General features: G+C 74.1%; 12 protein-coding genes. 5 read left to right on the top strand and 7 right to left on the bottom strand.

Annotated elements, in window-relative coordinates:
* Positions 1 to 37 precede the first annotated feature (37 nt).
* The gene (locus IOD16_RS17430; RefSeq protein WP_201440898.1) at positions 38 to 1,063 is read left to right on the top strand and encodes a hypothetical protein; all 1,026 of its coding nucleotides are present in this window, start codon (positions 38 to 40) and stop codon (positions 1,061 to 1,063) included.
* A 42-nt stretch (positions 1,064 to 1,105) separates the two neighbouring features.
* Here IOD16_RS17430 and IOD16_RS17435 read toward each other — a convergent pair whose 3' ends face one another.
* Both IOD16_RS17435 and IOD16_RS17440 read right to left on the bottom strand, forming a co-directional pair.
* Positions 1,106 to 2,428 carry a M20/M25/M40 family metallo-hydrolase gene (locus tag IOD16_RS17435; RefSeq protein ID WP_123747746.1) on the bottom strand — a complete coding sequence of 441 codons (1,323 nt, stop codon included), beginning with the start codon at positions 2,426 to 2,428 and terminating at the stop codon, positions 1,106 to 1,108.
* A 45-nt stretch (positions 2,429 to 2,473) separates the two neighbouring features.
* Positions 2,474 to 3,442, bottom strand: coding sequence for a universal stress protein (locus IOD16_RS17440; protein WP_201440899.1), 969 nt, complete (start codon positions 3,440 to 3,442; stop codon positions 2,474 to 2,476).
* Between the two features lie 442 nt (positions 3,443 to 3,884).
* Between IOD16_RS17440 and IOD16_RS17445 the strand changes: the two genes are divergently transcribed.
* The 3 genes from IOD16_RS17445 (at position 3,885) to IOD16_RS17450 (ending at position 6,305) form a co-directional block, all read left to right on the top strand.
* The gene (locus IOD16_RS17445; RefSeq protein WP_201440900.1) at positions 3,885 to 4,619 is read left to right on the top strand and encodes a hypothetical protein; all 735 of its coding nucleotides are present in this window, start codon (positions 3,885 to 3,887) and stop codon (positions 4,617 to 4,619) included.
* Between the two features lie 146 nt (positions 4,620 to 4,765).
* The gene (locus tag IOD16_RS41010; protein WP_268957722.1) at positions 4,766 to 4,894 is read left to right on the top strand and encodes a hypothetical protein; all 129 of its coding nucleotides are present in this window, start codon (positions 4,766 to 4,768) and stop codon (positions 4,892 to 4,894) included.
* Between the two features lie 19 nt (positions 4,895 to 4,913).
* The gene (locus IOD16_RS17450) at positions 4,914 to 6,305 is read left to right on the top strand and encodes an FAD-dependent oxidoreductase (protein WP_201440901.1); all 1,392 of its coding nucleotides are present in this window, start codon (positions 4,914 to 4,916) and stop codon (positions 6,303 to 6,305) included.
* A gap of 14 nt (positions 6,306 to 6,319) precedes the next feature.
* Here IOD16_RS17450 and IOD16_RS17455 read toward each other — a convergent pair whose 3' ends face one another.
* From IOD16_RS17455 to IOD16_RS17475, 5 genes are all read right to left on the bottom strand, one after another.
* A complete protein-coding gene (locus tag IOD16_RS17455; RefSeq protein WP_328809475.1) occupies positions 6,320 to 7,684 on the bottom strand; it encodes an MFS transporter in 1,365 nt (454 codons plus the stop codon).
* A gap of 204 nt (positions 7,685 to 7,888) precedes the next feature.
* Positions 7,889 to 9,157 (bottom strand): glycosyltransferase, encoded by a 1,269-nt coding sequence (locus tag IOD16_RS17460; RefSeq protein WP_201440902.1) that lies wholly within the window; start codon positions 9,155 to 9,157, stop codon positions 7,889 to 7,891.
* Entirely contained in the window at positions 9,154 to 11,469 is a 2,316-nt protein-coding gene (locus IOD16_RS17465; RefSeq protein WP_201440903.1) for a glycoside hydrolase domain-containing protein, read from the bottom strand. Before IOD16_RS17465 ends, IOD16_RS17460 begins: the two co-directional genes overlap by 4 nt.
* Before the next feature lie 286 nt (positions 11,470 to 11,755).
* A complete protein-coding gene (locus IOD16_RS17470) occupies positions 11,756 to 12,757 on the bottom strand; it encodes a glycosyltransferase (RefSeq protein WP_201440904.1) in 1,002 nt (333 codons plus the stop codon).
* A gap of 34 nt (positions 12,758 to 12,791) precedes the next feature.
* Entirely contained in the window at positions 12,792 to 13,799 is a 1,008-nt protein-coding gene (locus tag IOD16_RS17475; protein ID WP_201440905.1) for an Lrp/AsnC family transcriptional regulator, read from the bottom strand.
* A gap of 104 nt (positions 13,800 to 13,903) precedes the next feature.
* On the opposite strand from IOD16_RS17475, the gene IOD16_RS17480 reads away from it, so the two are divergent.
* Positions 13,904 to 15,067 (top strand): M20 metallopeptidase family protein, encoded by a 1,164-nt coding sequence (locus IOD16_RS17480; protein ID WP_201440906.1) that lies wholly within the window; start codon positions 13,904 to 13,906, stop codon positions 15,065 to 15,067.
* Positions 15,068 to 15,098: the final 31 nt, after the last annotated feature.

The following is a 15,098-nucleotide window of genomic DNA, read 5'->3' on the forward strand; positions in this document are numbered from 1 at the left end:
AACCCGAGCGCACGCACCGACAGAGGGGGAAGAACCCGTGCACCTGAACCGAAGACTCGGCGCCGTGCTGACGGCGACCGCAGCGGCGACCGCGGTCCTGACCGGTTCCGCGCAGGCCGCCGGCACGATGACCGAGCTGCCCGCGCTGCCCGGCTCCTACGAGGCCATCGCCACGGGGGTGAACAACGCCGGCGTCATCGTGGGCCGCTCGATCCGCGACGGGTGGGGACGCGCGACCCGGTGGACCGCGGCCGGCGGGGCGACCGACCTGGGCGCGCTGCCCGGCGGCCAGTACAGCATCGCGACCGGGATCAACGGCTCCGGGGTGATCGCGGGCCACTCGGAGGTGGCCGGCGGGACCAGCCGCGCGGTGCGGTTCGGCCCGGGCGGCGGCATTACCGACCTGGGCCTGGTCCCCGGTTACAGCGACAGCTTCGGCCTGGGCGTCGACGAGGCCGGCGTGGTGGTCGGCGAGGGTTGGGACCGGTCGACGGCCGGCCGCCGCGCGGTGAAGTGGGACGCCTCCGGTGCGCTGACGCAGTTCGCGCTCCCCAACGGGACCCGCAAGAGCCTGTTGGGCGGGGTCGCGGCCAACGGCATCGCGGCCGGCAGCGTGTTCGTCACCGAGCAGGTCGAGAAGGCCGTGCGGTGGGACCAGGACGGCACCTTCACCCTGCTGGCCTCGCTGCCCGGCGGCGGCAACACCAGGGCGATCGCGGTCAACCGGTACGGGCAGGCGGCCGGCTACGCGTACACCGCGAACGGCTACCAGCACGCGGTGCGCTGGTCCCGTGAGGGCAGGGTCATCGACCTCGGCGCCGCCACCCCGCACCACAGCATCGCGCGGGGCATCAACGAGAACGGCACCGTGGTCGGCGACGCGCAGGACAGCACGGGCCGGTACCAGCCGACGCGCTGGAGCTCGGGCGGCGAGGCCCTCGCCCTGGGGCTGCCCGCGAACACCTACGCCGGCAGCGCGTGGGCCGTCAACCGGGCGGGCGTGATCGTCGGCTTCACCGACGAAGGCGGCCGGAGCCGCGCCGTCCGCTGGTACGCGGGCTGATCCGCGCGGGGTGCCGTCCGGTGTGGACGGCACCCCGCCGGCTCAGGAGTTGCGCAGGAAGCGGTCCAGGACGCGGACGCCGAACTGCAGGGCGTCGACCGGCACGCGCTCGTCCACGCCGTGGAACAGGCCGGAGAAGTCCAGGTCGGCGGGCAGCTTCAGCGGGGCGAAGCCGAAGTTGCGGATGCCCAGCTCCTGGAACGACTTGGCGTCCGTGCCGCCCGACAGCATGTACGGCAGCACCTTCGCGCCCGGGTCCTCGGCGGTGATCGAGGCCGTCATCGCGTCGACCAGCGCGCCGTCGAACGTGGTCTCCACCGGCGGCAGCCCGAGCCACTCGCGCTCCACGTCCGGGCCGAGCAGCTCGGCCAGCTCGCGGTCGAACGCCTCCTCGCGGCCCGGCAGGATGCGGCAGTCCACGGTGGCCTCCGCGACCGACGGGATCACGTTCGCCTTGTACCCGGCGGACAGCATGGTGGGGTTGGCCGTGTCGCGCAGCGTCGCCCCGATCATCCGCGACAACGCGCCCAGCTTGCCGATCGAGCCTTCGAGGTCGTCCTCGGGGAACTCCAGCCCGGTGATCTCCGACACCCCGGCCAGGAACTCGCGCACGGACGGCGTGAGGATCACCGGGAACCGGTGCTGTCCCAGCTTGGTGACCGCCGCCGCCAGCTTCGCCACCGCGTTGTCGTGGTGGATCATCGAACCGTGGCCCGCGGTGCCGCGCACGCGCAGCTTGAGCCACCGGATGCCCTTCTCGGCGGTCTCCACCAGGTAGGCCCGGACGTCGTCCTTGAGGGTGATGGAGAAGCCGCCGACCTCGCTGATCGCCTCGGTGACGCCCTCGAACAGCTCCGGGCGGTTGTCCACCAGCCACTTGGCGCCGAACTGGCCGCCGGCTTCCTCGTCGGCCAGGAAGGCGAACACGAGGTCGCGCGGCGGCACGACGCCGTCCCGCTTGAACCGCCGCGCGACGGCGAGCGTCATCGCGACCATGTCCTTCATGTCGACCGCGCCGCGGCCCCACACGTACCCGTCCTGGACCGCGCCGGAGAACGGGTGCACCGACCACTCGGAGGCGTCGGCGGGCACCACGTCCAGGTGACCGTGCACCAGCAGCGCGCCCCGTGACGGGTCGGCGCCGGCCAGGCGCGCGACCACGTTGCCGCGCCCCTTGGCGCCCGACTCCACGTAGGTGGTCTCGTAGCCGACCTCGCCGAGCTTCTCCGCGACCCACTCGGCCGCCGCGCGCTCCCCGACGACCGTGGCCGGGTCTCCCGTGTTGGTCGTGTCGATCCTGATCAGCTCGCTGGCCAGCGACACGACCTCGTCCTGCGCGAGCCGCAGCCCGGCACCGTCATCCAAGTTGCTCACCGGGTCTTCCTACCACCCGCGGCCCGGCGCGGTTCGTCAGCGCTCGGAGCCGTCACCTCGGACGACGGCCACCGGGCAGGGCGCGTGGTGCAGCATCGCGTGGCTGACCGAGCCGAGCAGCGCGCGCCGCACCGCGCCGCGCCCGTGGCTGCCCACGACGAGCAACGCCGCGCCCTCGGCCGCCTCGACCAGTGCCTGGGCGGGCCGCGCCGGCGACACCACCCGTTCCACCCGCAGTTCCGGGTGGCGGGCCAGCGGCGCCTCGAACGACCTGGCGATCAGCGTCTCGGCGGCCCCTTCCAGCTGCTCGACGTCCAGTTCGAGCCCCATGCCCTGGCCCCAGGCGCCGCCCGGCGTCAACGCGTCCACCGGCAGCCCGGTGGTGGCGTGCACGCCGACCAGGGAGCCGCCGTGGCGCGCCGCGTGGTCGACCGCGAAGGCGATCGCCCGGTCGCCGGGCTCCGAACCGTCCACGCCGACCACCACCCGCCCGTCGTCGGTGCGGTCGTCGGTCCCCTCGCCGGAGTCGCGGACCACCACGAGCGGCCCGGTGAAGTGGTGCGCCAGGTCCACCGTGACCGAGCCGGCGAACACCCTGGCCAGCCCGGTCGCGCCGGAGGAGCCCACGACCAGCAGCGCCGCTTCCCGCCCGGTCTCGGCCAGCACGGCGGCCGGGTGCCCGTCGAACGCGCGGGTGTCCACCTCGAGCCCCGGCGCGATCTCCGCGCACTCCGCGGCGAGCTCGGCGAGGTGGTCCCTGGTGTACGCGCGCACCGCCTTCTCGCCGACGAGCTGCGGCATCGGCATGGACACGGGCGTGACCACCACCTCGGGGAACGGCCCGCGGATGACGTTGACGACGAGCAGGCGCAGCCCGCGGCTCGCCGCCTCGCGCGCCGCCCACCGCGCGGCCTGCCGCGACCGCCCGGAGCCGTCGAAGCCGACCACCACCGCACCCCGGCCGACCGCGCTCTCCGGGCTCCTCAGGACGTCGGGGCTGGTCATCGCCCACCTCCGGCTCTCGGCGTGATCCCTTCGGCACCGGGGTAGCCGAGGAGGACGGACCCGACACGTGATCGGCGGGTTTTCCGGGGTGACGGCACGCCGTGACCGGTGGCGCCGGGTTCGCGCGGGCAGCAGACGACGAGATCCCCGGCCCTGCGCACCCCTCAGCGCGTGCCGCCGTGGCGGAGGCGGCGGCACTACCGCAGGGCCTGGTGACGACCGGCGTGGTCACCGGGATCTCGCCGCACCGCGCAGCCGGCCCTCCTGCCATTCCACTCGTGGGAAGCCTGTGTTCCGTGCTCCCAACAGCAGTGGAACCGCCGCGGCCAGGCTACTGGGGTGGCCGGCCTGGAATCAACTGTTGTGGTGGAGTAGCTTGACGCCTGCCACTCGCAGTGGAAGTGCTTGCGGCGTGAAGCAGTCGTGCGTACGAGGGGTGACCATGACCGCGGGCGGGCAGCGACCATTCGCCCACGTCCTCGACGAGCTGTGCCTGCGACCCGGCGACCGGCCGCGGTACACGAACGTGGAGCTGGCCGAGCGGATCCGCCTCGACGGCGGCGAGATCACCCACACCTACATCTCGCAGTTGCGCCGGGGCGACAAGGACAACCCCACGTGCCGCACGATCGAGGGCCTGGCCACCGCGCTCGGCGTGCACCCCGCGTGCTTCGTCGGCGGTCGCGCGGGACTGCGCGAGGGCGAACGGCCGGGCTGGCGGCGAGGCGCGGTGAAACACCTCTTCGGCGCCGTGTACCCGGCCGACCGCGGGCCCTTCTCGCCGGAGGAGGTCGCGGCCCGGATCAGCGCCGGCCCGCACGGCTCGATCTCCGCGAACTACCTCCGCGAGCTGCTGGCCGGCACCAGCGCCAACCCGAGGCTCAAGCACATCCTCGGGCTGGCGGAGGCGTTCGGCGCCGCGCCCGCCTACTTCTTCGACGACGAGCTGGCCGCCAGGGTGGACGAGCAGCTGGAGACCCGGCTGGCCATGGACGAGCTCGGGGTCAACACCGTCATCCTGCGCACCGCGCAACAACCACCGCCACCCGGCGTCCGCGACAAGATCCTCCTCGCGCTCGTGCGCGCGCTGCACCCCGGCGTCGCGGCCGAGGACGCCATCAGGCGTGCCCTCGAACCGGACGGCGCGCCGGTGGCGGCCGAGGACGAGACCCGCTGACCCGGAACGCCCGGGTGGTGTGCGCGGCTGCGCGAGGTCATGGCCCGGCGTCATCGTCACCAAGGCCCGCAGCTGGGCGCACCGGTCGCTCATCCCGCCGCACGAGGTCGCGGTGGTGCTTCGGACGACGTGCCGAAGAGCCGCGGATGACCGAGGATGAGGTCTGGGCGGTCACGGAGGCCTCGCAGGTCAAAGCCGCGTCGGTGGCCCGTGCGCGGGACACGGCGGCGGACGGCGGTCCGGGCGCCCTGGCCGACGCCACGACTCGGCGGTGAGCCGGGAGAGGAGGCCCGCGTGCCGGGTGCACACGCCCTGGTCCTCGGCGGCGGCCTGGCCGGGATGCTCGCCGCCTCCGCCCTCTCCGCGCACGTCGACCGCGTGACGGTCCTCGACCGGGACCGCTTCGCCGACGACGGCGACCGCAAGGGCGTGCCCCACGCCCGGCACGCCCACGTGCTGATGGCCGGCGGGAGCCGGGCGCTGGACGAGTTGCTGCCCGGCCTCACCGCGAGCCTGCTCGACGCCGGCGCGCAGCACCTCGGGCTGCCGAACCGGCTGCTCGTGTTCACCCAGGCGGGATGGCTGCCCCGGCTGGACGAGGCGCAGTTCGTGATCGGGTGCAGCCGCGCCCTGCTCGACGCCGTGGTGCGGCAACGGGTGCTCGGCCGGGTCGACCTGGTGGAGGCCACCGACGTGGTCGGGCTGCTCGGCGACCACGCGCGGGTCACCGGCGCACGCCTGCGCGACCGCGCCACCGGGGTGGAACGCGCGGTCGACGCCGACTTCGTGGTGGACGCGACCGGTCGGGGCGCCAGGACCGACTCCTGGCTCACCGCCCTCGGCCTGCCGCCCGTCCGCGAGGAACGCGTCGACTCCGGCATGGTCTACGCGACGTGCCTGTACCGCGTGCCCCCCGGCGCGGGGGAAGGCTTCCCGGGCATCAGCATCCAAGGCGACCCGCGGTCGTCGCCGTGCAGCCGGGGCGGTGCGCTGGTGCCGATCGAGGACCGCCGGTGGATCGTCAGCCTCGGCGGCGGGCGCGGTGGCGAGCCGGAGATCAGCCCGGAGGGGTTCCGCGCCTTCGCGCGCGGCCTGCGGCACCCCGCCATCGCCGACTTCATCGACGCGGCGGAACCGCTCACCCGGCCGTTCGGGTTCCACGGCACGGTCAACCGCCGTCGCCGCTACGAGCGCCTCTCCCCCTGGCCGAGCGGGTTCGTCGTGCTCGGCGACGCCGCGTGCACGTTCAACCCGGTCTACGGGCACGGGATGACGGTGGTGGCGCGGCAGGCGGTGGCGCTGCGCGACGGGCTCGCCCGCCACGGGGCGCGGGGCGCGGCGGCCGAGCGGCTGCAACGGGAGTTCGCGCGCGTGACGGACGACGCGTGGGCCTTGGCGGTCTCCCAGGACCTGCGCTACCCCGCCACGATCGGGCCCGCGCGCGGCCGGCTCACGCGGCTGCGGGAGCGCTACCTCGACCGGCTCGTGCTGGCGTCCACCGGTCGGCCGACCGTCACCAGGGCGCAGCTCGACGCCTACACCCTGTCCAGCCCGCTGTGGAAGCTCATGCTGTCACCGCGCGTGGTCCTGGGCGCGCTGCGCGGGCCGGGCCGGCCGCCGACGACCGACGCGCCGCTCACCGAGGACGAGTGGCGGGTGCTCGCCCGCGTCGAGCACCCGCGCTGAGGACGGCCCGCCCGTCACCCGCAGTCGGGAGCGGGCCGGAGCAGCCGGTCGGCCATCTGCCGGTAGGACACCAGCCCGGCGACGGCCGCGAGCGCGCCCGCGCCGAGCAGCACGGGCCGGGTGGCGTCGATGTCGAACGAGCGGTGGAAGACGGTCACGACGGTCGGGCCGACCACGGTCACCAGCAGCGGGCCGAGGACGGTCGACAGGCCGAGGACGAGCTTCATCAGCGACTGGACCAGCGCCACCATCCGGCCGCGCAGGGCGTCCTCGACCCGGGTGCCGATGATGGTGAGCCCGGTGAGGAACGCGGTGCCCGCGCACGCCCCGACCACGGCCACCGCGATCAGCGCGAACCACAGGTGCGGGGCGAGCGACACGACGACCAGGCTCGCGCCCGCGCCCACGATCGTGACGCCGAACAGCCGGTTGTAGGTCAGCCGGCGGGACAGCTTCGGCGCGGTCGCCATGCCCGCCGCCAGGCCGACGAAGACCGCGATGAACAACGTGCCGTACGCGCTCTCCCCGCCGCCCAGGCTCGCCGCGTAGAGCCGAGCGCTGCCGATCACCCCGCCGGCCGCGGCGAACGCGCCGGTCATGCCGATCACCAGGCCGCGCAGCAGCGGTGTCCCCCACGCGTACCGCAGGCCGTCGCGCATCATCACCAGGAAACCCGGTCCGCCCTGCCCGCTCCGCTTGGCGGCCCGGCCGGACAGCTCCGGGATCCGCACCGCGATCAGCACCGCGGAGGACAGGTAGAGCAGGCCGTTGACGACGACCGCGATGGTCGCGATCCGGAACTCCAGGTCGCCGTCGCGGACGCCGAGGTAGCCGGGGATGCCCGCGATCAGCGAGTACAGGCTGAACCCGCTGACGGTGGCGATGCCGTAGGTCATCACCAGGCCGAGCTGGTTGGCCGTGTCGACCTGGTCGGGTCGGCGCAGCAGGTTCGGCACGGCCGAGTCCTTGGCCGGGATCCACAGCATCGCGCAGCAGCCGACCAGGAAGTTCGCCACGAACAGCCACCACGCCGTGCCGACGAACGCGATCGACAGGAACAGGCCGCCACGGGCCAGGTCGCAGGCGACCATCACCTTGCGCCGGTCGAACCGGTCGGCCAGCACGCCGCCCAGCGGCGCGAACAGCACGCCCGGCAGGAGCTGCGTCAGCACCACCGCGCTGAGCGCGAACCCCTCCCACCCGTACCCCTGGGCCAGTTTCGTGACCAGGCCGGTCAACGCCAGCAGCGACAGCCAGTCGCCCACGCTGCACAGGAACGTGACGCCCCAGAGCCGCCGGAACGGCCCGATGGACAGCACCTCCCGGATGCGGCGGGCCGTCGACCTCCCGGCGCCACCCGAACCGTCCCCGTCGGCCACCACACCGACACCGTCGCCTTGAATGCCGCCACCCCCGCCGTAGTCGCAGATGATCAGACTAACGACGGCGGTTCGACGCCTCCCACGCGTTACGCGATCACGGCTGCCTTCCGTGCAGTCCGCTCCTGCCCGCGGGCAGGGCCGGGCTCACCCGCGACCGGTCGAGGCGCGGAGGAAAGCGCACGTCACCACGTTTTCCCGGCGTCACTGCGCGACGGGCGCCGCGGTGGCGAACAGGTCGTCGAACACCCGGGCCCGGTCGAACGAGAGGGCGTGCGCCCTGGCCCGGTCCTCCATGGACCGCCGCTCCTGCGCCGACAGGTCCAGCACCGCCCGGTCGATCGCGGCGGCGAGGTCCGCGACGTCACCGGCCCGCACGACGATCGCCGTGGCGCCGACCGCCTCCCCGGTGCCGCCGGTGATCGTGGTGATCACCGGCCCGCCGCCGGCGAGCATCTTCTCGGTCAACGCGATGCCGAACGTCTCCACGAAGTCCGGCTCCGCCTTCGTCGGCAACGCGTAGGCGGCGCACCCGCGCATCAGCGAAGGCTTCTCGTCGTCGTCCACGTCGGACAGCAGCACCACCCGGTCGTCGTCCCGGGTGAGCGCCCGGACCTCCTCCAGCGCCGGGCCGTTCCCGGCGATCACCAGCTTCACCCGGTCCCGCGCCCTCGACCGGGCGAACGCCGCCACCAGGTCGTGGACGCCCTTGGCCCGCGCCACCCGCGACAGGAACAGCACGTAGCCGTCGCGGTCGAGGCCGCGACGCGCGAGGGCGGCGTCCACCCGCGCCGGGTCGAGGTCGAGGTACGCGGACGTGTCGATCGGCGGGTAGCTGACCTCGACCCGGGCGCGGCACTCCTCGGCGAGGCGGGTGCCGCAGTGCGCGTCGACGGCCTCGGCGGCGGCGACGATCTCCCGCCGCGTGTACTCCGACACCGCGATCACCTGGTCGTTGGCCAGGAACGTGGTGAACAGGGCCACCGCCGCGCCGAACCGGCCCTCGCGCAGGCACGAGCGGATCACGTTGGTGACGTCCGAGCCGACCGCCTTGGCGATGGTGCGGACGTCGGGCGAGAACCCGGCCGCGCGCGCCGCCGCCACGGCCTCGCCCACGACCGCCGTGTGCGGCATCAGGTACATCGACAGGCACGTGGTCGGCACCGGTTCGGCGAGCAGCTCGACCAGGCGGCCGGTGAGCCCGGCCAGGTACCGGCCGTCGGGCACGCGGTAGTCGCCGACCGGCTCCGGCCGCTCGACCGTGATGCCCGCGCTGTACGGCGTGATGCGGTCGAGCGGCTTGAGCGGCAACCCGGCCGCCTGGAGCGCCGGCAGCGGCCAGGTCAGCAGCCTCACGTCGTCGAAGCCGCGGGTGAGGGCGACCTCGGCGAGGTTGCGGGCCTCGCCGGAGTGGCCGCAGATCACCGGGTCGGCCCGGACCACGATGACGAGGCGGCGGTTGGGGTTGTTCATGTGCGCGCTCCCGGCTCGGGCGGGTCGGACGGTGACGGCGGCCGGACCCGACGGCCCCAGGCCGCGGGTTCCGGGCCGAGTTCGAGTTGCAGCCGCCCGCCCGCGTGCACGGTGGCGGCGCTGAGGTGCGCCACGTCCAGCGGCTCGCCGTTGAGGCGGGCGGACTGCACGTACTGCGGCGGCGGCACGCGTTTCAGCCCGTCGGAGCTGATCGGCGTCTCCCGGTGGCCCCTGGTCTCCACGACGAAGTCGCGGTCGCCGAGGTGGACGGTGGCGCGCGCGAACGCGGGCGCGTTGACCAGGAACAGGTTCTGCCCGGCGACCGGGAACAGGCCGAGCGAGGCCCACACGTACCAGGAGCTGAGCCCGCCGGAGTCGTCGTTGCCGGGCAGCCCGCCGGGACCGGTGCCGAACTGCCACGTCAGCGCCGCGTGCACGACCTCGGCCGTGCGGTCGGGCCGGCCCGCGTAGTGGTAGGACCACGGCGCTTCCATGTCCGGCTCGTTGTTGAGGCCCTCGAACCGGTTCAGCGCGTAGCCGACCGCCATCTCGGCCGGGTCGGGCCGCCTGCCGGGTTGCGCCACCGGCGGCGCGCCGAAGCCGAAGAAGGCGTCCAGCATGCCGACGAACGCGTCGTCGCCGCCCGCCATCGCGATCCGCCCGGCCATGTCGTGCATGAGCCGGAAGGAGTAGTTCCACTTGCCGCCCTCGTAGAACGACGAGTCGCGCAGCAGCCCCGTGGCCGGGTCGAACGCGTTGGTCCACAGGAGGCTGCGGGCGGCGAGGTCGTCGGCGAGGCGGCCGTCGTTCAAGGCCCGCGCGACACCCGCGGTGCAGTGGTAGGCGTAGGCCAGGTCGAGGGTGTGCGAGATCGGGTGCACGACGCCGTGCTCGTAGAAGTCCTCGCCGTACAGCCGGCGCAGGTCGGCTTCCATGTGCGCCAGCGCCCAGTTCCAGTCCAGGTCGCCGAGGCCCAGCGCGTGCGCGTCCGCCAGCGCGGTGTGCACCAGCGCGCTGGCCTGCCGGAAGAACCGGTCCGCGCCGCGGGCCATCCGGTAGCCGATCGGGAAGTTGCCCTCCTCCTCGCACACCCGGATGAGCGACTCCAGCAGGTCGACCGCCCGGTCCGGGACGATCGCGGCGAGCAGCGGCAGCTGGGTCTTGTAGATGTCCCACATGGTGCAGACGTCGAACGCGAACGGCCCGGACGTGGGCCAGAACGGGCTCTCGTCGTCGGCGAAGCACGGCTTGACCAGCGAGTGGTACAGGGCGGTGGCGAACACCTGCCGCCTGGCCGGGGACCCGCCCTCCACCTCGACCCGGTCCACGTGGTCGCGCCAGCGCTCGCTGGTGCGCTCCCGGGTGGCGTCGAACGCGGGCGGTTGCCCGCCGCACTCCCGGTGCAGGTTGTCCCTGGCCTGGTCGCAGCCGCGCAGGGAGAAGCCGATGCGCACCTCGACGCTCTGCCCGGCGCCGGTCGGCCCGAGGAACAGCAGCCCGAAGGGGCGCAGGGTGGTCTGCCGGATGCGGTCGAAGTCCAGCCGGGTGCCGCCCTCGATCAGCCTGCGGTCGTGCCACAGCATCTGCCGCCAGCCCGGCGAGTCGACCTCGATGTGGACCGACAGCGGCACGCCTTCCACCACGACGGTGCCTTGAGCGCGGCCGTGGCCGAGGCTCTCCACGTACGCGCGCAACGGCACCGTGCGGCCGTGGTCGATGGCGAGGCCGCCGCACGAGAGGTCCACCACGATGCGCGCGGCGCGGTGCTCCGGGAACGTGTACCGGTGCACCGCGACCTTCTCGCCGACGGTGATCTCGCACCGGACGCCGGTGTCGAGCGTGGCCGCGTAGTACCCGGCTTCGGCGACCTCGTCGTGCAGCGGCCACGCCTGGCCGAGCGCGTCCAGCTGCTGCACCATCGGGGTGACGCGGACGTAGTTGTAGTACTTGCGGATCGCGCCGGTGCCGGACTGCTGGAAGTGGGTGAACCCGGAGGCGAGCGACCGGTCGAACATCTCCTCCGGCAGCCCCTCGGTGTTCTTCGTGTACCTGCCGTAGCCGGTCGGGTAGGCGCCGGAGTAGGCGCAGGCGGACACCATGCCCAGCGGCGACGTCGCGCCCGGGTGGGTGTTGCCGATCTGCGCTTTCGGCCACCACCAAGTGGCCGCGAGACCCTGCGCCCGGGGCAGGGAGGTCGCGGCCGTGCCGATGAAGGGATCGATCTCGTTCAGGATGGCGAGACTGTAGGTCGCCGCCGGGCCGCCGGTGGTTTCCGCGACGTGAACTCGGTGGGAACGCCTCCCCCCGTTCACCGGTCCGGGTGAGGGAGCGGAGTGGCGGTGCAGTGCGGCTCGGCAGGGCACGGCAAGACCGGCGGGGGCGGGTAAGGCCGCAGCAGGTGGGTCGGCGGGGACGGGCGGGCGGCCGGGTAGAGGAGCGGTGACGAGGCGCGAGGCGGGCGGCAAGGGCGGCGGAAGCAGGACGCCGCATCCGGGTGCGGCGAGGGGCAGCGGCGTGGGGCAGCGCACGGCGAGACGGGACTGGGTGCGGCAGCGTGCGGGTGCGGGTGCGGTGTTGTCGACTTGGCGACGAAGTGACCTACCCGCGTTCGGCGTACTCCGGCAGTCGGCGGGCGACCTCGTCCGGGCCGGGCATCCGGGCGATCTCCTCGGCGAGCACGCGGGCCGCGTCGGAGTGCCCGCCGGGCCGTGACAGGGTCCGGACGGCCGAGGCGACGGCTTCCGCGCTCACCTCGTCCGGCAGCAGGCGCACGCCCGCCCCCGAGGCGGTGACGGCGTCGGCGTTGGCGAACTGGTCGGCGCCCTGCGGCAGGATCAGCTGCGGCGCGCCGACGGTGAGCGCGCCGAGGGTGGTGCCGCTACCCCCGTGGTGCACGACGACGTCCACGTGCGGCAGCAGGTCTGCTTGCGACACCCACTTGTGGACGGTGACGTCGGCGGGCAGGTCGCCGAGCTCCTCCGGGCGCACCCGGCCGGTCGCGACGACCACGCGCGCGTCCAGCGCGGCCAGGCCCTCGATGGCCGCGGTCAACAGCTCCGCGGTGCCGAACGCGGTGCCGAGCGTCAGGTAGACCAACGGCCGCGACCCGCGATGCCCGTCCCAGGCCGGCAGCGCGGCGGGTTCGGAGTACGCGACCGGGCGCAGTTCGATCCGGTCCTCGTTCGCCAGGAAGCCCTCGTCCTGCAAGGACGGCGGGCAGATGTCGAGGTGCGGCAGGCCGGGCACGGTCTTCGTCGGCAGCTCCAGGCCGATGCCGTCGGGGAACAGGCGGCCGAAACCGTGCCACAGACCCGGGATGCCGGCCCGGTGCGCGGCGACCGCGGCGCCGGGCACACCCCACCCGTGCACCACCAGGTCGGGCCGCAGGCGCGCCAGTTCCGGCTCCAGGTCCTCGGCGTACACCTCGTAGAACGCGTCCGCCGGGCGGAACGGCCGCAGCCCGTTCGCGGCCAACGGCCGGTGCACCTCCTCGCCGGCGGCGAAGTGCACGTCGTGCCCGGCTTCCCGGGCGGCGATCGCCAGGGGGATCAGCGGATAGGTGTGCCCCACGGACGCGAGGCCGGCGAACAGTACGCGCATGGGCGAGAACCTACGCCTGTCCCGCGGCACGACGTCACGGTGTCGCCCACGGGTCGACGGGCACCACGTCGGTGATCCGTCCCGCCTCGTCCAGCAGGCACCCCATGCGCTTCACGGCCCGCAACGTCACGGCGCGGTCGGTGAGGGTGAGCGCGGGCAGCCGCCTGGCGAGCTCGGCCTCCAGGCGTTGGACGTCGCCGAGGGACCGCAGCCACAACGTCATCACCAGGTTGTCCGCCCCGGTGACGGCCGCGCACAGCCGGACCTCCGGCAGCTCGGTCAGCGCGGTCGCGGTCCGGTCCAGCTCGTCCGGTGGCACCCTGGCCCAGAACGTGGCGGCGATCGGCCACCCCGTGATGGGCTGCGCGACCTCGCACCTGAGCGACAGCAGCCTGCCGTGGACCATCTCGTTGAGCCACCGGCGCACGGTCGACCCGCTCCTGCCGGTGCGGGCCGCGATCTCGGCCGCCGGCCTGCGCCCGTCGTCCAGCGCCCGCAGCACCTCCCGGTGGTGGGGCTTCCAGACGGCCCGGCTCCCGGTCGACCCGCCCGGCGTCGCGCGCCGCCGGGGTTCGAGCGCGCCGAGCCGCCAGTGGTTGCCCTCGCCGTAGACGGTGGTGACGGTGTGCGTGCGCGTCCGCCGCAACCCGGGCAGGCCGTGCAGCCGGTGCAGCACCACGTGCGACAGGGTGGCGAGGTCGGGCGTCAGCAGGGTCAGGAACAGGTCCCGCCCGCTGCTGATGATCGAGATCGAGACGACCTGCGGGATGCGGGACAGCACCTCGACGGCGTGCGCGCGGGACGTCGGCTCGATGTCGACCTCGATGAACGCGTTGCAGTGGTCCTTGGCCCACATCCGCACCTCGGGGTAGGCGGTGACGCGCGCGAGACCCGCGTCGGCGAGCACCTGCCACCGCCGTGCCGCGGTGACCGGGTCGATGCCGAGCGAGCGCCCGACCTCGTGCCACGTCGCCCGCGGCGCGGCTTGCAGGGCGTGGACAAGCCGGAGGTCGGTCTCGTCGGGCGTGAACGAATCCTGCACAGCGGACCACCTCGGTGAGCGATCTTGACGATTCAAGCGCCGAGAGTGGCACCCGCCGCGATTCTCGGCAAGTGCCCGGCCACCGACCCGAGGAGAGACCACCCATGTCGAAGAGCGAGAACGCGGCCCTGATGGACCACCTGGTGCGGTTGCGGCGACGGCTGCACGCGGACCCCGAGGTCGGCCTCCGCTTACCGCGCACGCAGGAGAAGGTGCTGGCCGCGCTGGACGGCCTCCCGCTGGAGTTGGCCTCGGGCCGGTCGCTGACGTCGGTGACCGGCGTGCTGCGCGGCGCGCGCCCGGGACCGGTGGTGCTGCTGCGCGCCGACATGGACGCGCTGCCCGTCCAGGAGCGCACCGGGCTCGACTACGCGTCACGGGTGGACGGTGTGATGCACGCGTGCGGCCACGACCTGCACACCTCGATGCTGGTCGGCGCCGCCCACCTGCTCGCCGCCCGCCGGGACGAGCTGGCCGGCGACGTGGTGTTCATGTGGCAGCCCGGCGAGGAGGGGTGGGACGGGTCGGCGGCGATGATCGCCGAGGGCGTGCTGGACGCCGCGGGCCGGCGGGCGGACGCCGCCTACGCGTTGCACGTGTTCGGCGCGGGCGTGCCGCACGGGGTGTTCTCGGCCCGGCCGGGCACCACGATGGCGGCTTCCGACGGGGTGGAGGTGACCGTCGTCGGCGCCGGCGGGCACGGCGCCCGGCCGCACCGGGCGCGGGACCCGATCCCGGTGGCGTGCGAGATCGTCACCGCGTTGCAGGCCGTGGTCACCCGCCAGTCCGACATCTTCGACCCGGTGGTGGTGACCGTGGGGTCGTTCCACGCCGGGAGCAAGCGCAACGTCATCCCCGACACCGCGCGGTTCGAGGCGACCGTGCGCACGTTCTCCGCGCCGGCCAAGGCCCGGATCAAGGACGCGGTGGTCACGCTGGCGCGGTCGATCGCGCGGGCGCACGGCCTGCGCGCCGAGGTGGACTACCTCGACGGCTACCCGATGACCGTCAACGACCCGGAGGAGACCGCGTTCGTCGCCGACACCGTCACCGACCTGTTCGACGGCCGCTTCCGGCCGCTGGCCGACCCGATGCCGGGCGGCGAGGACTTCTCCCGCGTCCTGCGGGAGGTCCCCGGCGCGTTCATCCCGTTCGGCGCGGGCAACGGCGTCGACAACCACTCCCCTCTCGTCCGGTTCGACGACGCGCTGCTGCTCGACGGCGCCACCGTCCTGGCCGAGCTGGCGCTGCGCCGGGGCGCCCGCTGAGGCCCGCCGGGCGGGCGGGAGCGAAGCCCAG

Source organism: Saccharothrix sp. 6-C, from assembly GCF_016695385.1.
Classification (GTDB): domain Bacteria; phylum Actinomycetota; class Actinomycetes; order Mycobacteriales; family Pseudonocardiaceae; genus Actinosynnema; species Actinosynnema texasense.

What these genes read in the sequence shown, in the direction of transcription:
- IOD16_RS17460 (WP_201440902.1), bottom strand. Translation starts at nt 9,157, where the DNA reads ATGAACAACCCCAACCGCCGCCTCGTCATCGTGGTCCGGGCCGACCCG.
- IOD16_RS41010 (WP_268957722.1), top strand. Translation starts at nt 4,766, where the DNA reads ATGACCGAGGATGAGGTCTGGGCGGTCACGGAGGCCTCGCAGGTCAAA.
- IOD16_RS17445 (WP_201440900.1), top strand. Translation starts at nt 3,885, where the DNA reads ATGACCGCGGGCGGGCAGCGACCATTCGCCCACGTCCTCGACGAGCTG.
- IOD16_RS17470 (WP_201440904.1), bottom strand. Translation starts at nt 12,757, where the DNA reads ATGCGCGTACTGTTCGCCGGCCTCGCGTCCGTGGGGCACACCTATCCG.
- IOD16_RS17480 (WP_201440906.1), top strand. Translation starts at nt 13,904, where the DNA reads ATGTCGAAGAGCGAGAACGCGGCCCTGATGGACCACCTGGTGCGGTTG.
- IOD16_RS17440 (WP_201440899.1), bottom strand. Translation starts at nt 3,442, where the DNA reads ATGACCAGCCCCGACGTCCTGAGGAGCCCGGAGAGCGCGGTCGGCCGG.